This window comes from Streptomyces sp. NRRL F-5126 (assembly GCF_000721265.1).
Classification (GTDB): Bacteria; Actinomycetota; Actinomycetes; order Streptomycetales; family Streptomycetaceae; genus Streptomyces.
The window spans coordinates 552433-572955 of the sequence record NZ_JOFZ01000001.1 but is presented as its reverse complement, the minus strand read 5'-3'; the positions used below and the strand labels follow the sequence as shown (position 1 = coordinate 572955).

Annotated in this window: 20 protein-coding genes; 10 read left to right on the top strand and 10 right to left on the bottom strand. The window is 72.2% G+C overall.

Annotated features, from left to right (window positions below):
• Positions 1 to 366: 366 nt before the first annotated feature.
• The gene (locus tag IH48_RS0102630) at positions 367 to 714 is read left to right on the top strand and encodes a WhiB family transcriptional regulator (protein WP_030898517.1); all 348 of its coding nucleotides are present in this window, start codon (positions 367 to 369) and stop codon (positions 712 to 714) included.
• Between the two features lie 340 nt (positions 715 to 1054).
• Here IH48_RS0102630 and IH48_RS0102625 read toward each other — a convergent pair whose 3' ends face one another.
• Both IH48_RS0102625 and IH48_RS0102620 read right to left on the bottom strand, forming a co-directional pair.
• Entirely contained in the window at positions 1055 to 2548 is a 1494-nt protein-coding gene (locus tag IH48_RS0102625; RefSeq protein WP_234434096.1) for an ArsA family ATPase, read from the bottom strand.
• The gene (locus IH48_RS0102620) at positions 2545 to 3510 is read right to left on the bottom strand and encodes an ArsA family ATPase (RefSeq protein WP_030898511.1); all 966 of its coding nucleotides are present in this window, start codon (positions 3508 to 3510) and stop codon (positions 2545 to 2547) included. Before IH48_RS0102620 ends, IH48_RS0102625 begins: the two co-directional genes overlap by 4 nt.
• 109 nt (positions 3511 to 3619) lie before the next feature.
• On the opposite strand from IH48_RS0102620, the gene IH48_RS35630 reads away from it, so the two are divergent.
• The 4 genes from IH48_RS35630 (at position 3620) to IH48_RS0102600 (ending at position 6314) form a co-directional block, all read left to right on the top strand.
• Positions 3620 to 3781 carry a DUF4177 domain-containing protein gene (locus IH48_RS35630; RefSeq protein ID WP_107059203.1) on the top strand — a complete coding sequence of 54 codons (162 nt, stop codon included), beginning with the start codon at positions 3620 to 3622 and terminating at the stop codon, positions 3779 to 3781.
• Positions 3778 to 4248 carry a RidA family protein gene (locus tag IH48_RS0102610; RefSeq protein ID WP_030898508.1) on the top strand — a complete coding sequence of 157 codons (471 nt, stop codon included), beginning with the start codon at positions 3778 to 3780 and terminating at the stop codon, positions 4246 to 4248. The genes IH48_RS35630 and IH48_RS0102610 overlap by 4 nt, the downstream gene beginning before the upstream one ends.
• Before the next feature lie 336 nt (positions 4249 to 4584).
• Entirely contained in the window at positions 4585 to 5472 is an 888-nt protein-coding gene (locus IH48_RS0102605) for an NUDIX hydrolase (protein ID WP_030898504.1), read from the top strand.
• A complete protein-coding gene (locus IH48_RS0102600) occupies positions 5469 to 6314 on the top strand; it encodes an MBL fold metallo-hydrolase (RefSeq protein WP_030898502.1) in 846 nt (281 codons plus the stop codon). Before IH48_RS0102605 ends, IH48_RS0102600 begins: the two co-directional genes overlap by 4 nt.
• Before the next feature lie 53 nt (positions 6315 to 6367).
• On the opposite strand, the gene IH48_RS0102595 is transcribed toward IH48_RS0102600, so the two are convergent.
• Both IH48_RS0102595 and IH48_RS0102590 read right to left on the bottom strand, forming a co-directional pair.
• Positions 6368 to 7216 carry a nucleotidyltransferase domain-containing protein gene (locus tag IH48_RS0102595; protein ID WP_051839110.1) on the bottom strand — a complete coding sequence of 283 codons (849 nt, stop codon included), beginning with the start codon at positions 7214 to 7216 and terminating at the stop codon, positions 6368 to 6370.
• A 55-nt stretch (positions 7217 to 7271) separates the two neighbouring features.
• Positions 7272 to 7946, bottom strand: a complete 675-nt coding sequence (locus tag IH48_RS0102590) for a Crp/Fnr family transcriptional regulator (RefSeq protein WP_030898497.1) — start codon at positions 7944 to 7946, stop codon at positions 7272 to 7274.
• Positions 7947 to 8222: 276 nt separating this feature from the next.
• On the opposite strand from IH48_RS0102590, the gene nth reads away from it, so the two are divergent.
• The 3 genes from nth to IH48_RS0102575 all read left to right on the top strand — a co-directional run bounded on the left by nth (position 8223) and on the right by IH48_RS0102575 (position 11226).
• Positions 8223 to 9074: an endonuclease III gene (nth, locus tag IH48_RS0102585; RefSeq protein ID WP_051838990.1), complete on the top strand. Its 852-nt coding sequence runs from the start codon at positions 8223 to 8225 to the stop codon at positions 9072 to 9074.
• A gap of 109 nt (positions 9075 to 9183) precedes the next feature.
• A complete protein-coding gene (locus tag IH48_RS0102580) occupies positions 9184 to 9912 on the top strand; it encodes an NUDIX hydrolase (RefSeq protein WP_030898493.1) in 729 nt (242 codons plus the stop codon).
• Between the two features lie 114 nt (positions 9913 to 10026).
• Positions 10027 to 11226 carry a MarP family serine protease gene (locus tag IH48_RS0102575; RefSeq protein ID WP_030898490.1) on the top strand — a complete coding sequence of 400 codons (1200 nt, stop codon included), beginning with the start codon at positions 10027 to 10029 and terminating at the stop codon, positions 11224 to 11226.
• Between the two features lie 41 nt (positions 11227 to 11267).
• Here IH48_RS0102575 and IH48_RS36785 read toward each other — a convergent pair whose 3' ends face one another.
• From IH48_RS36785 to IH48_RS0102550, 5 genes are all read right to left on the bottom strand, one after another.
• Entirely contained in the window at positions 11268 to 11468 is a 201-nt protein-coding gene (locus tag IH48_RS36785) for a hypothetical protein (RefSeq protein WP_030898488.1), read from the bottom strand.
• Between the two features lie 152 nt (positions 11469 to 11620).
• Positions 11621 to 12538, bottom strand: coding sequence for an alpha/beta fold hydrolase (locus tag IH48_RS0102565; RefSeq protein ID WP_030898486.1), 918 nt, complete (start codon positions 12536 to 12538; stop codon positions 11621 to 11623).
• The gene (locus tag IH48_RS0102560) at positions 12535 to 13038 is read right to left on the bottom strand and encodes a phage holin family protein (protein WP_030898483.1); all 504 of its coding nucleotides are present in this window, start codon (positions 13036 to 13038) and stop codon (positions 12535 to 12537) included. Before IH48_RS0102560 ends, IH48_RS0102565 begins: the two co-directional genes overlap by 4 nt.
• Before the next feature lie 291 nt (positions 13039 to 13329).
• On the bottom strand, positions 13330 to 15285 hold the full coding sequence (gene acs, locus IH48_RS0102555) for an acetate--CoA ligase (RefSeq protein ID WP_030898482.1): 1956 nt from the start codon (positions 15283 to 15285) through the stop codon (positions 13330 to 13332).
• 377 nt (positions 15286 to 15662) lie between these two features.
• A complete protein-coding gene (locus IH48_RS0102550; RefSeq protein WP_030898479.1) occupies positions 15663 to 16640 on the bottom strand; it encodes an ATP-binding protein in 978 nt (325 codons plus the stop codon).
• A 102-nt stretch (positions 16641 to 16742) separates the two neighbouring features.
• On the opposite strand from IH48_RS0102550, the gene IH48_RS0102545 reads away from it, so the two are divergent.
• Entirely contained in the window at positions 16743 to 17651 is a 909-nt protein-coding gene (locus tag IH48_RS0102545) for an oxidoreductase (RefSeq protein ID WP_234434095.1), read from the top strand.
• Positions 17652 to 18051: 400 nt separating this feature from the next.
• Here the strand turns inward: IH48_RS0102545 and IH48_RS0102540 are convergent, their stop codons facing one another.
• Complete coding sequence (locus IH48_RS0102540; protein ID WP_030898474.1) at positions 18052 to 18897, bottom strand: HAD-IB family hydrolase; 846 nt, start codon at positions 18895 to 18897, stop codon at positions 18052 to 18054.
• Between the two features lie 527 nt (positions 18898 to 19424).
• Between IH48_RS0102540 and ssd the strand changes: the two genes are divergently transcribed.
• Positions 19425 to 20522 carry a septum site-determining protein Ssd gene (gene ssd / locus IH48_RS0102535; protein ID WP_234434094.1) on the top strand — a complete coding sequence of 366 codons (1098 nt, stop codon included), beginning with the start codon at positions 19425 to 19427 and terminating at the stop codon, positions 20520 to 20522.
• The last annotated feature ends 1 nt before the right edge of the window (position 20523 follow it).

Below are 20523 nucleotides of genomic sequence, written 5' to 3'. Positions count from 1 at the left end.
CCTACGGTCCGCGATCTGAAGGTCACACTTTCGTGTGAACTTATGGGTGGTCGCGCGGGTGGGTTTCTCCGCTCGCGCTTCCGGCGCCCCGAACGCCGGGAGGGCGGCCGCGGATCTCTCCCGCGCGGGGACGGATGCCCCTGTGACGAGGGCGAACTCCCGTTGCCCACGGGACTGTTCGGCTGGTCGCGCGTTCACTCCCCTGGGTGATCTTTCGCGTACGCATAGTCCGTTCGGACCATTCAAGATTGGGCACGCAGGGGGTGTTGCGCTGTGCCCGCCGCCCGTAACGTCCTCAACTGGCAGCGGTGAATATGCCGCTTGCCGCCGTGGGGGAGCCTCGATTCGGGAGAGGACGGCGCCGGCATGGGCTGGGTAACCGACTGGAGTGCGCAGGCAGCCTGTCGCACTACCGATCCGGATGAACTGTTCGTTCAAGGTGCAGCGCAGAACAGGGCCAAGGCGGTGTGCACCGGGTGCCCGGTGCGTACGGAATGCCTGGCCGACGCGCTCGACCACCGCGTGGAATTCGGCGTGTGGGGCGGAATGACGGAGCGGGAGCGCCGCGCGCTGCTGCGGCGGCGTCCGACCGTCACGTCGTGGCGTCGCCTGCTGGAGACCGCGCGCACGGAGTACGAGCGCGACGCGGGCTTGCTGCCCACGGGGCTAGAGGGCGACGACACGAGCTTCGAGACGTACGCGGCGGTCGGCTGACCGGGAGGTTCGCCGACCGCGCCGACTGACAGGGACGGCTGGACGCGCGCCGTGCGCGGCTTCGAGACGGCCGCGTAACGCCTTGGGCGGCTGCCGCCGGCGTCGGCCGATCGCGGACGGCTTCGGCCGTTTGCCGAGGACGCGCCCCACCCGGCGCGCCGTGGTCGCTCCACGCCGCACACGTCCCGGACATCTCGCCGGGATCCCCGCGCGCCTCTGCGAAACCCATCGGACCCCGGCACGCACGCGGGGCACGGCCGGGGTGCGGCACGTCAGGAAAGAGGCCTGCCGGATGCCCGCGCCGATTGCGCCCGGCCCGGCGGCAGGCCCTGCCCGGTCGTCACGCGGGGGCGTCGCCCGTTGCCAGGCGGTCGCCCACGGACCTCAGCCCCGCCAGATCGTGCACATCGCCGGGCAGGGCGGGCACGACGACGACGGCCACCTCGGGGTGCAGCACGGTGAAGCGGTCCCGGGTGCGCTGCTCGCGCGCGATCACCTGCATGCGCTCGGCGTGCAGACGCAGCAGACCGGCCGTCAGCTGTTCCACACTTGTGACAGAACCGGATGGCGGCAGATCGGAAGTATTGGTCGTATCGGGCGAACCGGATGGGTCGGTCTCCGGGGATTCGGGGTTCCCGGAGGGCCTGGCGGCCGCGCTACGGGGAGTGGCGCCACGGACACCATGCCCGCCCGCCTGATCCACAATGCCGGCCTCTTCAAGATTTTCCGCGGCCGCCCCCGCGCGGTCCGCGGACAGCCCCCGAGCACCGCTGTCATGCACACGGTTCAGTACGAGGCCGGCGAGCGGCATCCGCTCGGCCGCCAACCTCCGTACGAAGTAGGCGGCTTCACGCAGCGCGTCCCGCTCCGGCGCCGCGACCACGAGGAATGCCGTGCCGGGAGCCTGGAGGAGCCGGTACGTGGCGTCCGCGCGCGTGCGGAAACCGCCGAACATCGTGTCCATGGCCGCGACGAACGTCTGCACGTCGCTCAGGAACTGCCCGCCCAGCAGCTTGCCGAGCGTGCCCGTCATCATCGACATGCCGACGTTGAGGAACTTCATCCCCGCACGCCCGCCGACCTTCGCCGGAGCCATCAGCAGGCGGATGAACTTCCCGTCCAGGAAGGACCCGAGGCGCCCCGGCGCATCCAGGAAGTCCAGCGCGGAACGGGACGGCGGCGTGTCCACGACGATCAGGTCCCACTCGTCGCGTGCCCGCAGCTGCCCCAGCTTCTCCATCGCCATGTACTCCTGCGTCCCGGCGAAGCCGGCCGACAGGGACTGGTAGAAGGGGTTCTCCAGGATCGCGCGCGCCCGCGCCTTGTCCGCGTGCGCCTCGACGATCTCGTCGAACGTCCGCTTCATGTCCAGCATCATCGCGTGCAGCTCACCCGGGCCCTCGACGCCCTTGACCTGGCGCGGGGTGTTGTCCAGCGAGTCGATCCCCATGGACTGCGCGAGGCGCCGCGCGGGGTCGATGGTCAGGACGACCACCTTGCGGCCCCGCTCCGCCGCCCGCACGCCGAGAGCGGCGGCGGTCGTCGTCTTGCCGACGCCGCCCGAGCCGCAGCAGACGATGATGCGCGTGGCCGGATCGTCGAGCAGCTCGTCCACGTCGAGCGCGGGCGCGGCAGGCGCGAGCGCGCCCGAGGCGAGCGCCTCGTCCGCCGCCTCCCAGGCTTCGCCCGTGTCGTCGACGGCCGCGGGGTCGTCGAACCCGTCGGCCCCGTATTCGCCGGCCCCGTATCCGCCGGTCCCGGACGCCTCTTCGGCCTCGTCGGGCCCTTCCACCTCATCGGCCCCCGCGCCCGCGGGGTCCTCGGCCCTGCTCATGCGAAAGCCCTTCCGAGCTGTCGAAGCTCTCTGGCCAGCCCGTACAACCCCGCGAGATCCATCCCCTCACCGAGCAGGGGCAGCTCGTACGTGGGCACGCCGATCCTCTCCAGCACGGCGCGCTGCTCGCGCTCGAGCTCCACGCGCTGCGCGTGCTCCGCTGCCTGGCCGAGCAGCGGGCCCACGAGCTTCGAGGGAGCGGCGAGCCCCGCCGACGTGAGCACCTTGGTGATCTCCTTGCGGCGGTCGCCGGACGCGGCCCGCACGGCCGCCTCGTCCAGCACATGCGGCCGGACCATGTTGACGATCACGTTGCCCACGGGGAGCTCGGCCGCCCGCAGCTCCGCGATGCCGTCCGCCGTCTCCTGGACGGGCATCTCCTCCAGCTGCGTCACCAGGTGCACCGCCGTCTCGCGCGACCTGAGGACGCGCATCACCGCCTGCGCCTGATTGTGTATGGGGCCGATCTTCGCCAACCCGGCCACCTCGTAGTTCACGTTGAGGAAGCGCGTGATGCGGCCCGTCGGCGGCGCGTCCATCACCACGTGGTCGTACACGAACCTGCCGGCGCGGTCACGGCGCCGCACGGCCTCGCACGCCTTGCCCGTCAGCAGCACGTCACGCACGCCGGGCGCTATGGTCGTCGCGAAGTCGATCGCGCCGAGCTTCTTGAGGGCGCGGCCCGCGCTGCCGAGCTTGTAGAACATCTGCAGGTAGTCGAGGAGGGCGCGCTCGGCGTCGATGGCCAGCGCGTACACGTCGCCGCCGCCGGACGCCACCGCGATCTTCCGCTCCTCGTACGGCAGCGGCTCGGTCTCGAAGAGCTGCGCGATGCCCTGCCTGCCCTCGACCTCGACGAGGAGCGTGCGCTTGCCCTCGGTGGCGAGGGACAGCGCGAGAGCGGCGGCCACCGTCGTCTTACCGGTACCGCCCTTGCCGCTGACGACCTGGAGCCTGCTCACGTATTCGAGCCTAACCAGTCGGGTCGCGCCGTACGCACCAGGCCGCCCCCAGGGTTTCTCGGGGTCGGTCATCAGGGTCGGTCATCGGGGTGCCGCTACAGTCGCCTCCATGACCAAGTGGGAATACGCGACCGTGCCGCTTCTCGTGCACGCGACCAAGCAGATCCTGGACAACTGGGGCGAGGACGGCTGGGAGCTTGTCCAGGTCGTGCCGGGTCCGAACAACTCCGAGCAGCTCGTGGCCTACCTGAAGCGGGAGAAGGACGCGTGAGCGGCACGGTGGAGGCCGCGATCGCCGCGCGCGGGCTGACCCTGCCCGAGGTCGTGCCGCCGATCGCCGCCTACCAGCCCGCCGTGCGCAGCGGGGCGTACGTCTTCACCGCGGGCCAGCTGCCGATGGTGGACGGCAAGCTTCCGCTCACCGGCAAGGTGGGTGCGGAGGTCACCGCCGAGGAGGCCAAGGAGCTGGCCGCCACCTGCGCGCTGAACGCCCTGGCCGCCGTGAAGTCCGTCACCGGCGACCTGGACCGCGTCGCGCGCGTGGTGAAGGTCGTCGGGTACGTGGCGTCCGCCGCGGACTTCACCGGGCAGTCCGGTGTGATCAACGGCGCGAGCGAGCTGCTCGGCGAGGTCCTGGGCGACAAGGGCGTGCACGCGCGCAGCGCGGTGGGCGTCGCCGTACTGCCGCTCGACGCGCCGGTGGAGGTCGAGATCCAGGTGGAGCTGGCGGAGGGCTGACGCCCTCGCTCACCCCGGCCGCCCCGCCGGCCCCGGCGCAGCCGGGCCGGGGACGCCGCTTCGCCGCACGACGCCCGGCCGCCTGACCGGGTCGCGCCGTGACGGGCGCCGGTCGCTCCGGCCCGTGGGACCCGTATCGATCCGGCCGCGGCCGCCGGGGCGGCATGCCGTCCGGCGCCCGGTCCGCGGCGCCTCGTGCGGCTTCCGCCCCCGGACGGCGACGGCGACGGTCTTCGCCTCGCCGCAGGCGCGTCCGCGTCGCGCGCCCGCGTCCCGCACGCGTACGGCCGGGGCCGCCTGTCGAACATTTGCTTCCCAGCGCATAGCATCCGCCCCATGCCTACAGGTCAGTGGTATCCGCCGGAGTGGCCGGAGCGGATCAGGGCGCTCGCCGCCGGCGAACTCGACGTGGCCGCGCCCCGCCGCGCCGCCACGGTCGTGCTGCTGCGGGACGGGTCGCCGGGCCCGGACGTCCACATGCTGCGGCGGCGTGCGTCCATGGCGTTCGCGGCGGGCGCGTACGTCTACCCGGGCGGCGGCGTCGACCCCCGCGACGACGACAGGCTCGTGCGCTGGGCCGGGCCCGACCGCGAGACCTGGGCGCGCAGGCTCGGCGTCGGGCCCGACGAGGCCCAGGCCATCGTCTGCGCGGCCGTGCGCGAGACGTACGAGGAGGCGGGCGTCCTGCTCGCGGGGGAGACGGGCGACACGGTCGTCGGCGACACTACGGGCGACGACTGGGAGGCCGACCGCGCCGCCCTCGCGGGCCACGAGCTCTCGTTCGCGGAGTTCCTCGGCAAGCGCCGGCTGACGCTGCGCAGCGACCTCCTGGGCGCGTGGGCGCGATGGATCACGCCGGAGTTCGAGCCGCGCAGGTACGACACGTGGTTCTTCGTCGCCGCGCTCCCCGAGGGGCAGCGCACGAGGAACGCGTCGACGGAGGCCGACCACACCGTGTGGATCAGGCCCGAGGAGGCGACGGCCGCGTACGACAGGGGCGAGCTGCTGATGATGCCGCCGACGGTCTCGACGCTGCGCGCGCTGCTCCCCTACGGCTCGGCCGCCGAGGCCCTCGCCGCCGCCGGAGGACGCGACCTTGCGCCCGTGCTGGCCACGGCCCGGATGGAGGCGGGGGAGCTCGTACTCAGCTGGCCCGGGCACGACGAGTTCACCAAGAGAGTCAGTGCCACCGCGCCCGACACGGCCGGGGGCGGGCCGGCATGACCGGCGCGTCACCCGGCGACGCGGCCCTGCCCGGCCGCCCGCGTGCCTCCGTCGTCTCCGGTCCCGCCACCGCGCGCGCGGTCAACGTACTCGCGCCGAACCCGTCGCCGATGACGCTGGACGGCACCAACACCTGGATCGTCGCCGAGCCCGCGTCCGGCCTGGCCGTCGTGATCGATCCCGGGCCCTTGGACGAGGCGCACCTGAGGGCCGTCATCGCCGCGGCCGAGCAGGCGGGCAAGCGGGTCGCGCTGACCCTCCTCACCCACCGCCACCCCGACCACGCCGAGGGTGCCGCGCGCTTCTCCGAGCTCACCCGTACCCCCGTCCGCGCCCTCGACCCGGCGCTTCGCCTGGGCGACGAGGGGCTCGCCGCCGGGGATGTCGTCACCACGGGCGGCCTCGAACTGCGGGTGGTGCCGACCCCGGGCCACACCGCCGACTCCCTGTGCTTCCACCTCCCCGCCGACCGTGCGGTGCTCACCGGGGACACGGTCCTCGGCCGCGGCACGACGGTCGTCGCCCACCCGGACGGGAGACTCGGCGACTACCTGGACTCGCTGCGCAGGCTGCGGTCCCTGACCGTGGACGACGGCGTCACCACGGTCCTGCCGGGGCACGGTCCTGTGCTCGAGGACGCCCAGGGGGCCGTCGAGTACTACCTCGCGCACCGCGCCAACCGGCTGGCGCAGGTCGAGACGGCCGTCGAGAGCGGTCTCGTGACGGCCTCGGAGGTCGTGGCCGAGGTGTACGCGAACGTGGACAGGACGCTCTGGCCGGCGGCCGAGCTCTCCGTGCGCGCGCAACTCGAGTACCTGCGGGAGCACGGCCTCACCCGCTGACGACCACGCTCCAGCCGCACTCCAGCCGCGCTCCAGCCGCGCGCGAGCGGGCGCTACGGCCGTGGCGTCCTGCGGCCGTGCACGCGTGCGTATTCGGCGGCGAGCCACGGGCCCAGATCGTCCGCGTACTCGGCGAGCACCGCCGGGTCGGTGACCGGCGCGAGGGCGACGGCGGCCGCGGCGCGCAGTTGGTCGCCGCGGGCCGGGTAGTAGCGCGCGAAGATCTCCGCCGACCGTGTGAGGTCGCTCGTCCAGCCGCCCCAGCGCGGCATCACCAGGGTGAACGCCGTACGGACGAGGTGACGGGCGTAGGCGCGGCTCAGCCGTGCCCGCTCGGCGGGGTCGCCGGCCGCCGCGGCGTTCTGCCGGCGCCAGCGCGGCAGCCGCAGGTCGAGGCTGCCGTTGGTCTCGCGCGCGAGCAGCGGGTCCGGGCGGTACCGGGGCAGGCGGGCGGCCAGGTCGTCGCCGATCAGGGGCGTGCACAGGCAGGCGACGAACCACCCCATGTCGTACCGCTCGGCCTCGGACAGCAGCGTCTCGGTGCCGTACAGCAGGATGCCGGCGCCGTCGATCACCTCGTGAGCGGCGTCGAGGTCGCTCTCCAGCGCGCGTGCGGCCTTCTCGTCGGTTTCTGTGGGACGCGCGTGCAGGGCGATCAGGAGATCGAGGTCCGAGCGGCCCGGCCGTGCCGTGCCACGCGGGATCGAGCCGTAGAGGTACGCGCTGTGCAGCCGCGCGCCGTACGCCGCCCGCACACGCCGCCGTGCGTCGTCGACGACGGGTGCGAACGGCGGCTGCACGCGGTCGAGCGAGCCCTCCCTGGCGATGCGGCCGTCGGCGTCCAGGCCCTTGCCGTCCGCGTCCCCGTCCGCGTGCCCGGCCGCGCCCGCATTCCGGTCCACGGGTCCGGCCGCGTCCGCGTGCGCGTGCGCGTCCACGGGTACGGTCACCGGCGCGTCAGCGCGAGCGCTTCGCGAGGCGCTCCACGTCAAGCAGGATCACCGCGCGCGCCTCCAGGCGCAGCCAGCCGCGCTGCGCGAAGTCGGCGAGCGCCTTGTTGACCGTCTCGCGCGAGGCGCCGACGAGCTGGGCCAGCTCCTCCTGCGTGAGGTCGTGGACGACGTGGATGCCCTCCTCCGACTGCACGCCGAAGCGGCGCGACAGGTCGAGAAGGGCGCGCGCCACGCGGCCGGGCACGTCGGAGAAGACCAGGTCGGACATCTGGTCGTTCGTCTTGCGCAGCCGGCGCGCGACGGCGCGCAGCAGCGCGGACGCGACCTCGGGGCGCACGTTCAGCCAGGGGACGAGGTCGCCGTGGCCGAGGCCGAGGAGCTTGACCTCGGTCAGGGCCGTTGCCGTCGCCGTGCGCGGTCCGGGGTCGAAGAGCGAGAGCTCACCGATCAGCTCGCCGGGGCCCAGCACCGCGAGCATGTTCTCGCGGCCGTCGGGCGAGGTCCTGTGCAGCTTGACCTTGCCCTCGGTGACCACGTACAGGCGGTCTCCGGGGTCCCCCTCGTGGAAGAGCGCTTCGCCACGCGCGAGCGTGGTCTCACTCATCGAGGCGCGGAGCTCGGCGGCCTGGTCGTCGTCGAGCGCCGCGAAGAGCGGGGCGCGCCGCAGAACGTCGTCCACGAGTTCTCTCCTTGTCGACCTGCTCGGGAAACAGTGGCGGTCCTTGCGGACAGCCGTGCTCCCCATGATGCCGTAGGTGCTGCTGGTGCCGTACGCGCAGCATCCTCTCCGTACGGAAAGTTTGACGTACAAAGGGTGTTCTGCCGTGCGCTGGGACGGAATCGGGTGACGTCGAGTCCGTATCCGCACGGATGTCAGTGCCGGGCTTTAGGCTGGCCGGGTGTCCGAATGACCGGTGGAAGACCGGCGAGAGCGCAGGCCAAGGGGGCTTGAAGAGTGTCCGCGGAACCCAGTTCCGCTGTGGGCGAACAGCCCTCGGCGAAAGCGAAGAAACAGAAGAAGGCCGCAAAACCGGAATCGCATCTGGCGATGGTCCGCAGGGCCCGGCGGATCAATCGCGAGCTCGCGGAGGTGTATCCGTACGCCCACCCGGAGCTCGACTTCCGGAACGCGTTCGAGCTCCTGGTGGCGACGGTCCTGTCCGCCCAGACGACCGACCTCAGGGTGAACCAGACCACGCCCGCCCTGTTCGCCAGGTACCCGACACCGGAGGACATGGCCGCGGCGGTGCCCGAGGAGCTGGAGGAGGCCATCAGGCCGACGGGGTTCTTCCGCGCCAAGACGAAGTCCCTGATCGGGCTGTCCGTGGCGCTACGTGACCGCTTCGGCGGCGAGGTGCCGCCCAGGATCGAGGATCTGGTGACGCTGCCGGGCGTCGGCCGCAAGACCGCCAACGTCGTCCTCGGCAACGCGTTCGGGGTGCCGGGCCTGACCGTGGACACCCACTTCGGCCGGCTGGTCCGCCGCTGGAAGTGGACCGAGCAGGAGGACCCGGAGAAGGTCGAGGCGGAGGTCGCCGCGATCTTCCCCAAGAGCGAGTGGACGATGCTCTCGCACCGGATCGTCTTCCACGGCCGTCGCGTGTGCCACTCGCGCAAGCCCGCCTGCGGCGCCTGCCCGATCGCCGAGCTGTGCCCCGCGTACGGGGAGGGCGAGACCGATCCTGAGAAGGCCAGAAAACTGCTCAAGTACGAGATGGGCGGCAAGCCGGGCCAGCGGCTCAACCCTCCCCCCGGCTACCCGGGCCGCCCCGCGCCGCCGCTCGGCAACCCGGAGAGCGGCGCGTGACCGGGCGCGGCGGGTCGGTGCGCCGACGCGTGGAGCGCCGCAGGACCGCGCGCTCCACGCCCCGCGGAACGATCGCGTGCCCGGTGCGCGTTTACCCGCGGGGGTGCCGATGACGCACACGCAAACGCAGACCGATCCGCTGGGCCGCGGATCCCGGGCCGCCGAGGACGTCGACGTGACCGTCAGCGCGGACGGTCTGCCCGGCTGGCTCAAGCCCGTCGCGCACGCCGCCGGTACCGTACGGCCGGAGCAGCTCAGCCGCTTCCTGCCGCCCGAGGACGGCGGCGGCAGGCAGTCCGCCGTCCTGATCCTGTTCGGCGAGGGCGAGCGCGGCCCCGAGCTGCTGCTGATGGAGCGTGCGAGCAGCCTCCGCTCGCACGCGGGCCAGCCGTCCTTCCCGGGCGGCGCCCTCGACCCGGAGGACGGCGATCCGTCGACGACCGGGCCGCTGCGGGCGGCGCTGCGCGAGGCCCGCGAGGAGACCGGTCTCGACCCGTCCGGTGTGCGGATCTTCGGCGTGCTGCCGAGGCTCTACATCCCGGTCAGCGGCTTCGTCGTGACGCCCGTGCTCGGCTGGTGGCACACGCCGAGCCCCATCGGCGTGGTCGACCCGGCGGAGACCGCGCGGGTCTTCACGGTGCCGGTGGCCGATCTCACGGATCCCGCGAACCGCTGCGTTGCCGTCCACCCCAGGGGCCACCACGGGCCCGCGTTCCGCTGCGGCTCTGCGCTCGTGTGGGGGTTCACGGCCGGCGTGATCGACCGCATCCTGCACCACGCGGGGTGGGAGCGGCCGTGGGACCACGACGAGCGGGTCCCCCTCGACTGGCGGGCATGACAGGCTGAGGACCCACATGCGGCCGCCGCGCGCCGACCGGGCGGGCCGAGACCCCGCGGGGGCCCCGCGCTCGGCGCGCGAGGCCCCTGGGACGACATTGCGAGGCAACTGACGGTGAACGTGCTCGACATCCTGCTGCTGGTCGCCGCGGTGTGGTTCGCGGTCATCGGGTACAGACAAGGGTTCGTCGTCGGCATTCTGTCCGTGGTGGGCTTCCTCGGCGGTGGCCTCGTGGCCGTCTACCTGCTGCCCCTGGCGTGGAAGCAGCTGACCCAGGACGCCAACGTGTCGACGACCGCGGCCATCATCGCCGTCGTCATCGTCATCGTCTGCGCCTCGGTCGGCCAGGCCTTCACCACTCACCTCGGCAACCGGCTGCGCAAGTTCATCACCTGGTCGCCCGCGCGCGCCCTGGACGCGACGGGCGGCGCGGTGGTCAACGTCGTCGCGATGCTGCTGGTCGCGTGGCTGCTCGGGTCGGCGCTCGCCGTGACGTCCCTGCCCACGATCGGTAGGGAGGTGCGCGGCTCGAAGGTGCTGCTCGGGGTCTCGAGCGTGATGCCGGACAAGGCCACCACGTGGTTCACCGACTTCTCCTCCGTCGTGTCCCAGAACGGTTTCCCCCAGGTCTTCAGCCCGTTCGCCAACGAGCCGATCACCCGGGTGAAGGCCCCGGACCCGGCGCTCGCGGGCAGCCCTGTGGCGGCCAGGGCACAGAAGTCGATCATGAAGGTCGTCGGCACGGCGTCCGGCTGCGGCAAGGTGCTGGAGGGCTCCGGCTTCGCGTTCACCAAGGACAGGGTGATCACCAACGCGCACGTCGTGGGCGGCGTGAGCGATCCGACCGTGCAGATCGGCGGCAAGGGGCGGCTGTACGACGCGAAGGTCGTGCTCTACGACTGGCAGCGCGACATCGCCGTCCTCGACGTGCCGGGGCTGCACGCGACACCGCTCAAGTTCAGCGCCACGGACGCGAGCAGCGGCGACAGCGCGATCGTCGCCGGCTTCCCCGAGAACGGTGGGTACGACGTCCGCTCGGCGCGTGTACGCGGCCGGATCGACGCCAGCGGCCCCGACATCTACCACCGGGGCAACGTCACCCGCGACGTGTACTCGCTGTATGCGACGGTGCGTCAGGGCAACTCCGGAGGACCGCTGCTGACGCCCGACGGCAAGGTGTACGGCGTGATCTTCGCGAGGTCGCTCGACGACAACAGCACCGGTTACGCGCTGACGGCGAACGAGATCAAGCCCGACGTCAAGGCGGGCAGGACGGCCGATCAGCAGGTCAGCACGCAGGGGTGCGCGCTGTAGCCGCGCTGTGGCCTGCGCGTCCGCTCACGCCTGCCGGTGCGTCAGGCGGCCGTGGCGCCGCGCGGGTGGCGCAGCCGCGCCGAGACCCAGCGGGCCCTGCGGCGGATGATGCGGGGGATGCCGAGCCCGAGCCTCGCGTCGGCCGCTGCCCGGCCGGCGTCACCCCTCGGGTGTGTGATCGGCGTGGCGGCCGATGTGTGCGTGCTGCGTGCTGCGTCACCGTAATCGTGCGTCCAGCCCATACCCGACCTGTGCCCCCGCCCCATGGTCCGTAACCGCCTGAGTGAGAGCCAATCGGCCTATGCGCCCGGCATTTGGCAGCTCATACGATAGGCGTACGGAATTCGCCCGTCCGGGCGGCCGAACGCCGTCCCACTGCCGTCCCGTTGCCGTCTCATCGGTCCTGTGTGCGGTCACCGAGCCAGGTCAGCAGCTCCGTGGAGAACGCGAGCGGGTCCTCCTCGTGCGGGAAGTGCCCCAGACCTTCGAAGAGCCGCCACCGGTACGCGCCCTCCACGTACTCGACCGAGCCCGCCGTGGAACGGGTACGCATCGCCGGGTCGGCCGACCCGTGCAGCTGCAGCGTGGGCACCCGCACCGGGCGTTTCATGCGCCGGTAGAACTGGATGCCGTCAGGACGGGCGAGCGACCGCACCATCCACCGGTACGGCTCGATCGCGCAGTGCGCCGTCGACGGGACGAGCATCGCACGCCGGTACGTCCCGATCGCCTTGTCGTCCGGCTTTGTGGGCCCCGACCAGTCCCTGATCAGGTCGCCGACCAGCTCGGCTTCGTCCGCCACCAGCCTGCGCTCGGGGATCCAGGGGCGCTGGAAGCCCCACACGTACGAGCCGGCGCGCGTCTGCGCGAAGTCGGAGAGCATGGCGGAGCGCCAGCGCCGCGGGTGCGGCATCGAGCTCACGACCAGCCGCCTGACCAGCTTCGGGCGCATCACCGCCGCCGTCCACGCGAGGTAACCGCCGAGGTCGTGCCCGACGAGCGCCGCGTCCGGCTCGCCGAGGGAGCGTATGACGCCCGTGATGTCGAGGGCCAGGTTCGCCGGGTCGTAGCCCCGGGGCGTACGGTCGCTGCCGCCCACGCCCCGCAGGTCCATGGCGACGGCGCGGTACCCGGCGTCGGCGAGCGCCACCATCTGGTGGCGCCACGTCCACCAGAACTGCGGGAAGCCGTGCAGGAGCAGCACGAGCGGCCCTTCGCCCAGCTCGGCGATGTGGAAGCGCGCACCGTTGGCGGCCACGTCGCGGTGGAGCCAGGGGCCGTCGACGCGTACGGCTGATTCAGGGGCCGTCATGCAGACGAGCGTGCCACAGACTTGGACTCCGATGTGCCGCTCGCCAGCTCCCGCGGGTGCGGCTTGGCCTTCTGCAGGACGGACGCGGTGTCCTTGGCGGCCGCGATCGACTTCTTCGGCGGCTTGATCTTCTTCAGGACGAGCGCCGCGATGCCGCCCGCGAGGGCCGCGATGACCACGAAGGCACCGGCGACGATCAGGAACGACCAGGCGAGGCCGAGGCCGAGGTTGTGGATGCCGTACGCGGCCGCGAAGCTGAACATGGGCAGCGAGAACAGGGCCATGATTCCGGCCACGCTGCCCGCGGCGCCGCCGATGGCACCCTTCTTCACGTCCTGCCGCAGCTCCGCCTTCGCGAGCGCGATCTCGTCGTGCACCAGCTCCGACATCTCGGCGGTTGCGGCGGCGACCAGCTGGCCGAGACTGCGGTCGGCGGGTACGGCTTCGACGGCGGTGCCCGTCTTCAGCGCATCGGCAACCTGCTTGTCGGGGTCGCTCATCGGTGACTCCCTCTCCTCGGCCGTAACCGTTCTCTTGTACTTCGTGTACTTCGTGCACTTCGTGTCCGAGTACTACGTGTCCGTGCGGGTCGTGTCTGTGGTCCGATCATGCCGGACCGCCGCCGTCCCCGCGCGTTGCCCCCGCGGGTCGCGCCAGCGGATCGGGCCGCCCTGCCGGGCCGCCGGTCGGGGCGGCGTTGGTCATGGGTACCCCGGATCACCCTTCGTACGTACGGAAGCGGGGGTGTCCGGCACTCCGCGTGCCGGGCACCCCCGCTTCTGCGAGTGCGCTCAGTCGTCGCTGGCGGCCGTCGGCAGCTGGCTCTGGATGAGCTCCATGACGGAGGCGTCGGTGAGCGTGGTGACGTCGCCGAGCTGACGGTTCTCCGCCACGTCGCGCAGTAGCCGCCGCATGATCTTGCCGGAGCGCGTCTTCGGCAGCTCCGCCACCGGCAGGATCCGCTTCGGCTTGGCGATCGGGCCGAGCGTGGTGCCCACGTGGTCGCGCAACTCGGCGACGAGGCCGTCGTCCACCGACGCCGTACCGCGCAGGATCACGAACGCGACGATCGCCTGGCCCGTCGTCTCGTCCGCCGCCCCGACGACGGCCGCCTCGGCGACCTTCGGGTGCGAGACGAGCGCCGACTCGACCTCGGTCGTCGAGATGTTGTGCCCGGAGATCAGCATGACGTCGTCGACCCGGCCGAGCAGCCAGATGTCGCCGTCGTCGTCCTTCTTCGCGCCGTCGCCCGCGAAGTACCTGCCCTCGAAGCGCGACCAGTACGTGTCGAGGAAGCGCTGGTCGTCGCCCCAGACCGTGCGCAGCATGGACGGCCACGGCTCGGTCAGCACCAGGTAGCCGCCGCCCCCGTTCGGTACCTCGTTGCCCTCGTCGTCCACGACGGTGGCCGAGATGCCGGGCAGCGGGCACTGCGCGGAGCCCGGCTTGGTGTCGGTCACGCCGGGCAGCGGCGAGACCATGATCGCGCCCGTCTCCGTCTGCCACCAGGTGTCGACGACCGGGGTCTTCCCCCCGCCGATCTTCTCCCGGTACCAGATCCACGCCTCGGGGTTGATCGGCTCGCCCACGGAGCCCAGCACGCGCAGGCTGGACAGGTCGAAGCGGGCGGGGATGTCGTCGCCCCACTTCATGAACGTGCGGATCGCGGTCGGCGCCGCGTAGAGCAGCGTGACGCCGTACTTCTGCACGATCTCCCAGAACCGGCCCTGGTGCGGGGTGTCGGGCGTGCCCTCGTACATCACCTGCGTGACGCCGTTGGCGAGCGGCCCGTAGACGATGTACGAGTGCCCGGTGACCCAGCCGACGTCGGCGGTGCACCAGTACACGTCGCTCTCCGGCTTCAGGTCGAAGACCGCGTCGTGCGTGTACGCCGTCTGCGTGAGGTAGCCGCCCGACGTGTGCAGGATGCCCTTCGGCTTCCCCGTCGTGCCCGACGTGTACAGGATGTACAGCGGGTGCTCGGCGTCGAACGCCTCGGGCGTGTGCTGGGTGGACTGGCGGTCCACGATGTCGTGCCACCACACGTCGCGGCTCGTGTCGAACGCCGTCTCCTGACCGGTCCTGCGGACCACCAGGACGTGCTCGACCTGCGGGCACTTGGCGACCGCGTCGTCGATCGCGGGCTTCAGCGCGTTCGGCTTGCCGCGCCGGTAGCCGCCGTCCGCCGTGATGACGAGCTTGGCGTCGGCGTCCTGGATACGGGAGGCCACGGCGTCCGCGGAGAACCCGCCGAAGACGACGGAGTGGGGGGCGCCGATCCTGGCGCAGGCCAGCATCGCGACGACGGCCTCGGGGATCATCGGCATGTAGACCGCGACCCGGTCACCCGTGCGCACGCCGAGCTCGAGGAGCGCGTTCGCGGCCTTGGAGACCTCGTCCTTCAGCTGCGCGTAGGTCAGGGACCGGCCGTCGCCCGGCTCGCCCTCGAAGTGGATGGCGACCCGGTCGCCGTTGCCGGCCTCCACATGGCGGTCCACGCAGTTGTACGCCACGTTCAGCTTGCCGTCGGCGAACCACTTGGCGAACGGCGGGTTCGACCAGTCCAGGGTCTCCGTCGGCTCGGTGGCCCAGGTCAGCCGTTTCGCCTGGTCGGCCCAGAACCCCAGCCGGTCCGTCGCGGCCCGGGCGTACGCGTCCGCCTTCACGTTGGCGTGCGCGGCCAGATCGGCGGGCGGCGCGAACCGCCGCTCTTCCTTGAGCAGATTGGCCAGGCTCTCTTTGCTCACGACATCTCCCATTCCCAGGGCGTCCTACGTTTCCCCCGCTAGCTCATCAGCCGGACGCCCACGTGACAAGAGCAAACGGGCAATTGGTTTAGACCTCTGTGCGAGCGCCGCGCCGTTCCGTGGCGGACGGCCCGTCATGGACCGCGAACGGCCCCTCGCCGCCGAGGCGGGGAGGGGCCAACACCCTCTCACGGATGGGCCCGGAGGGAGCCTCAGGCGCGCGCCGCCGCGGGGCGGACGCGGCGCCGGACGCGCAGGCGGACGGGGGACGGGATGCGCGACGGGAGGCGGGACCGGACGCGGGACGGGAGGCGGGACCGGACGCGGGGGCTGTCGTGGGGCCGTCGTGGGGCTGTCGCGGGCGAGGATGACGCGGCTTACGGCACCGCCGCCGTCTCTCCCAGGACGAAGGCGGGGTCGACCTGGGATGCCAGATCGGCGCCCGTCCTGGCGTTGCCCCAGCTCTCCGCGTTCTTCAGGTGGAAGTGCACCATCTGGCGCGTGTAGCGGGCCCAGTCACGCTGCTCGTACGACCGCAGCGCGGCGGCCTTGAGGGTGCCGAGCGCCTCCCGGTTGGCCGGTTCGAGCGTGGCGAACGGCGCGGGACGGCCCTTCTCCATGGCGCGGACCCAGTCGGAGTGGGAGAGCGTGACGAGCAGGTCGTCGCCGACCTCGTCGCGCAGGAACTCCAGGTCCGCCTCGTCCTGCACCTTGTTGCCGACGACGCGCAACGCGACGCCGAAGTCCCGGGCGTACTCCTTGTACTGCCGGTACACGGAGACGCCCTTGCGGGTCGGCTCCGCCACCAGGAACGTCATGTCGAACCGCGTGAACATCCCGGAGGCGAAGGAGTCGGAGCCGGCCGTCATGTCCACCACGACGTACTCGCCGGGGCCGTCCACGAGGTGGTTCAGGCACAGTTCGACCGCGCCCACCTTGGAGTGGTAGCAGGCGACGCCGAGGTCGGCCTCGGTGAACGGGCCGGTGGCCATCAGCCGGATCGTGCCGTCGTCCAGCCGCACCTCGCGCGCGCAGGCGTCGTACACGGGGTTGTCCTCCACGACGCGCAGCAGGCGCGAGCCCGCGCCCGGCGGCGTCGTCTTGATCATCGTCTCGGCCGACGCGATGCGGGCGTTGCCGCCGCGCAGGTACTCCTTGATCAGCGGGAGGTGCGCGCCCATCGCGGGGAGCGAGGCGGCCTGCTCGTCGGTCAGGCCGAGCGCGGCGCCGAGATGCTGGTTGATGTCGGCGTCCACCGCCATGACGGGCGTGCCGTCAGCGGCCAGGCCGCGGATGAAGAGCGAGGACAGCGTGGTCTTGCCGCTGCCGCCCTTGCCCACGAAAGCGATCTTCATGTTCACGTACCGTAGCCGACGCGATGCGGTGAGTCGCCGAGTTCCGTGAAGAACCCCACTCCCGGGTGGGTGGTGCTGTACGGGCGCGTAGCCTCCCTCCTTATGAGTACGTCCGCCTCTGACGCCTCCTCCTCGGGACCGGCCCCCTCTTCCCGTTCGGCCCCAACACGGCGGGAGGATCCGCTCGCCGCTCTGGCCTCCCTGCCGGGCGTGCCCGAAGCGGTGGAGTCCGTGCGCAAGGCCGTCGACCGCGTTTACGGCCACCGGGTGATGCGGCGCCGCAGTACGGAAGTCACCTCGGAGGCCGCCCTGCGCGCCGCGCGTGGCTCGGCCGCGCTGTCGGGCGCCGACTGGGGGCTCGAAGAGGTGCGCAGGCGCGGCGATTTCGGCGCGGAGGCCGAGGCGCGTGCGGTGGGCGCTGCGCTGCGGGTGACCGCGGAGGCGGGGCAGCTGCTTTCCGTTTGGCGCCAGTCGCCGGTGCGCGTGCTGGCCAGGCTGCACCTGGTCGCCGCCGGCAGGGCGAGCGTCGAGGACGAGCGGGTGGGGCGCCCCCGCCTCGCGGGCGAGCCCGTCGTGGAGGCGCCGGGCGCCGAGGCCCCAGGACCGGTCGCGGAGGCGCCGCTGCCCGGTCCCGACGAGGTGGCGGGGCGGCTCGACGGGCTGACGGACCTGGTGCTGGCGGGGAGCGACGCCCCGGCGCTGGTGACGGCCGCGGTCGTGCACGGCGAGCTGCTGGCCCTGCGGCCCTTCGGCTCGTACAACGGCGTGGTGGCGCGCGCGGCCGAGCGGATCGTGCTGATCAACTCCGGGCTCGACCCGAAGTCGATCTGTCCTGCCGAGGTGGGCCATGCGGAGCTGGGGCGCGCGGCGTACGCGGCCGCCTTCGAGGGCTACCTGTCCGGCACGCCGGGCGGCATGACCGCCTGGATCGCGCACTGCGGGCAGGCGGTCGAACTCGGCGTCAGGGAGTCGACCGCGGTCTGCGAGGCGCTGCAGCGCGGGGCCGCCTGACGGTCGGGGCGCCGGGCCGCCCGGCGGCGGGGCGCGTGGGGTCGTACGGGCGCCGGAGGCCGCCGGGGACGCCGAGGACAGAAATGCGGCGGCACCGTGGGTGCCGCCGCTGGCACAGTCGCCGGGTTACCAAGCGTCCTCGAATGTTTGCCCATCAGGTCGGGTGCTTCGCCCGTGACCTGGTGCGGCTGGCCCGTAATCGACGGGTCGACGTCGCGTGGGTGCTCGGTTTCCGTGCTCGGTCCGTGTGGCCTGTGCGTGTTTGAGGTGATCCTCTCGGATGTCCTTGGTCCCGCGGGCCTTGATTCCTTTCTACTCCTGTCGGCGGCGGGGCGGAACCCGTGGCCCCGCTTCTTTACCTTTAGCGGCAAAAGGGGGCAAAGGGTTCGGGCGTGAGGCGTCAGGCGGTCGCGTTTCTGCGGTTCGCCGTGTACCAGACCAGACCCGCGGTGGCGACGGCCGCGCCGACTGCGACGGCTGCCACGAGCGCGGGCCGCGGGGGCATGGAGAAGCCGGGCAGCCTCTGCTTGAGCCGGACCGGCCGGTCGAAGACGAGTACCGGCCACTCGCGTGCGGCGGCCTCGCGGCGCAGCGCCCGGTCCGGATTGACCGCGAAGGGGTGGCCCACCGACTCCAGCATCGGGACGTCCGTCGCCGAGTCGCTGTAGGCGTAGCAGCGGGGCAGGTCGTACCCCTCAGAGGCGGCGAGTGCCCGCACGGCCTCCGCCTTCGTCGGGCCGTAGGCGTAGTACTCCACCTCGCCCGTGAAGCAGCCGTCGGCACCCACTACCATCCGCGTCGCCACGACCCGGTCGGCACCCAGCAACTGGCCGATGGGCTCGACCACTTCGGCGCCCGACGTCGAGACGATCACCACGTCGCGGCCGGCGGCGTGGTGATCCTCGATGAGCGAGGCGGCCTCGTCGTAGATGATCGGATCGATCAGATCGTGCAGTGTCTCGGCGACGATCTCCCTCACCTGCTGGACGTTCCACCCCTTGCACAGCGAGGACAGGTACTGCCGCATGCGCTCCATCTGGTCGTGGTCGGCGCCGCCTGCCAGGAAGACGAACTGCGCGTACGCGGTCCGCAGCACGGCGCGGCGGTTGATCAGGCCGCTGTGGTAGAAGGACCTGCTGAAGGTCAACGTGGACGACTTGGCAATGACCGTCTTGTCCAGGTCGAAGAAGGCTGCTGTACGTGGCAAGTAGTCTTTTTCCACGCCCCGAGCATATGCGCCCACCATTCGGCGTAAGGCGCGGCGTGTGGGTTTGCTCGAGAAGGCTCTCGGGTACACCATGGAAGTCACGGATCGTTCGCGACCGTGTCCAACCCGGTCCGGCTCCTCCCCCCCCGAGTCGGCCGTGGGGACGACCCCCGCTCTCCCCCCCCCGGCGGGGGTCGTCGCATGTCCGGATGTATTTCCGCTCATTCCCGCGCTGGTGCACCGCGCCCCCGCCTCCGCTCGTCCGCTCCTGTCCGGGGGGTTCCTGCCCAACCGTGGGCGTCACGATGCGTAACCAGGGCGGTGTTCGGCGGAAGTCACCGGTTTGAGCTACCGAGTTATTCACATTCGCCGAGTTGTCCACAGTTTTCGAGCAAGATCCACATGATTTCCCGGAGCGGTGCAGCCTGATTTCGGCTGCGAAGTCCGCAGCGGCCGGAATCGCTGAAACCGGATCTTCCGGGAGTGCTCAAGGAGAGACTCCCGCGGATCCCGCGATCCCGCACGTACACGGATACGGGACAGGGGGCGATGACATGGCGGTGCCCATGGCATCCGGGAAGTCACGGGAGGCGGGCGCCCGCGGGGCGCGGCCGCTGATCCTCACGGAGGACGCCGAGTTGCTCGACGATCTGCTGCGGCTCTGCGCCGCCGCCGGCGCCGAACCGGCAGTGCACCACAAGCTCCCCGACGAACCGGGAAGTTGGGAGGCGGCGCCGCTCGTGCTCGTCGGGGACGACGCGGCGGCCAGGTGCCGTGGCGCCGTGCGCAGGCCAGGCGTCGTCCTCGTCGGGAGGCGTGAGGACGATCCGGCGGTGTGGCAGCGGGCGGTGGGGATCGGCGCGGAGTGCGTGGTGTGCCTGCCCGACGCGGAGGGATGGCTGGTCGATCGCCTCGCGGACGCGGCGGAGGGCGCCGCCGAGCACGCCGTCACCGTCGGAGTCATCGGCGGGCGCGGCGGCGCCGGAGCCTCCACGCTGGCCTGCGCGCTGGCGGTCACGGCGGCACGGGAGGGACGGCGGACGATGCTGGTCGACGCGGACCCCCTGGGCGGTGGACTCGATGTCCTGCTCGGAGCCGAGCAGGCGGACGGCAGGCGCTGGCCCGACTTCGCCGCGTCGAAGGGGCGCGTCGCGGGGGCGGCGCTCGAGGAATCACTGCCGCACCCGCACGATCTGCGCGTCCTCAGCTGGGACCGCGGAGATGCGGTGGCCGTGGGCCCCGACGCCATGCGATCGGTGCTCGCCGCTGCCCGCAGGCGTGGCGGCGTGGTGGTCGTCGACCTGCCGCGGCGGATCGACGAGCCCGCGGCCGAGGCGCTGGCGCAGCTCGACGTGGGGCTGATCGTGGTGCCCGCGGAGCTGCGGGCCGTCGCGGCGGCCGAGAGGGTGGCCTCGATGGTCCGCATGGTGCTGCGGGATCTGCGCGCCGTGGTGCGCGCGCCGTACGCGTCCGGTCTCGACGACACCTGGGTGGCAGAGGCGCTCGGCCTGCCACTCGCCGGCGAACTGCCCCCGGAGCCCGGCCTGTCCGACGCGCTCGATCGGGGCGCACCACCGGGCGCCCGAGCAAGAGGCCCCCTGGCCTCGTTCTGCGGGGCCTTCTGGGAGCGTGCGCTCGGTGCGGGCGGGAGCGTGCGGTCGTGAG

What these genes read in the sequence shown, in the direction of transcription:
- IH48_RS0102630 (WP_030898517.1), top strand. Translation starts at nt 367, where the DNA reads ATGGGCTGGGTAACCGACTGGAGTGCGCAGGCAGCCTGTCGCACTACC.
- IH48_RS0102625 (WP_234434096.1), bottom strand. Translation starts at nt 2,548, where the DNA reads ATGAGCAGGGCCGAGGACCCCGCGGGCGCGGGGGCCGATGAGGTGGAA.
- IH48_RS35630 (WP_107059203.1), top strand. Translation starts at nt 3,620, where the DNA reads ATGACCAAGTGGGAATACGCGACCGTGCCGCTTCTCGTGCACGCGACC.
- IH48_RS0102605 (WP_030898504.1), top strand. Translation starts at nt 4,585, where the DNA reads ATGCCTACAGGTCAGTGGTATCCGCCGGAGTGGCCGGAGCGGATCAGG.
- IH48_RS0102600 (WP_030898502.1), top strand. Translation starts at nt 5,469, where the DNA reads ATGACCGGCGCGTCACCCGGCGACGCGGCCCTGCCCGGCCGCCCGCGT.
- IH48_RS0102580 (WP_030898493.1), top strand. Translation starts at nt 9,184, where the DNA reads ATGACGCACACGCAAACGCAGACCGATCCGCTGGGCCGCGGATCCCGG.
- IH48_RS36785 (WP_030898488.1), bottom strand. Translation starts at nt 11,468, where the DNA reads ATGGGCTGGACGCACGATTACGGTGACGCAGCACGCAGCACGCACACA.
- IH48_RS0102565 (WP_030898486.1), bottom strand. Translation starts at nt 12,538, where the DNA reads ATGACGGCCCCTGAATCAGCCGTACGCGTCGACGGCCCCTGGCTCCAC.
- IH48_RS0102560 (WP_030898483.1), bottom strand. Translation starts at nt 13,038, where the DNA reads ATGAGCGACCCCGACAAGCAGGTTGCCGATGCGCTGAAGACGGGCACC.
- IH48_RS0102550 (WP_030898479.1), bottom strand. Translation starts at nt 16,640, where the DNA reads ATGAAGATCGCTTTCGTGGGCAAGGGCGGCAGCGGCAAGACCACGCTG.
- IH48_RS0102545 (WP_234434095.1), top strand. Translation starts at nt 16,743, where the DNA reads ATGAGTACGTCCGCCTCTGACGCCTCCTCCTCGGGACCGGCCCCCTCT.
- IH48_RS0102540 (WP_030898474.1), bottom strand. Translation starts at nt 18,897, where the DNA reads ATGGTGGGCGCATATGCTCGGGGCGTGGAAAAAGACTACTTGCCACGT.
- ssd (WP_234434094.1), top strand. Translation starts at nt 19,425, where the DNA reads ATGGCATCCGGGAAGTCACGGGAGGCGGGCGCCCGCGGGGCGCGGCCG.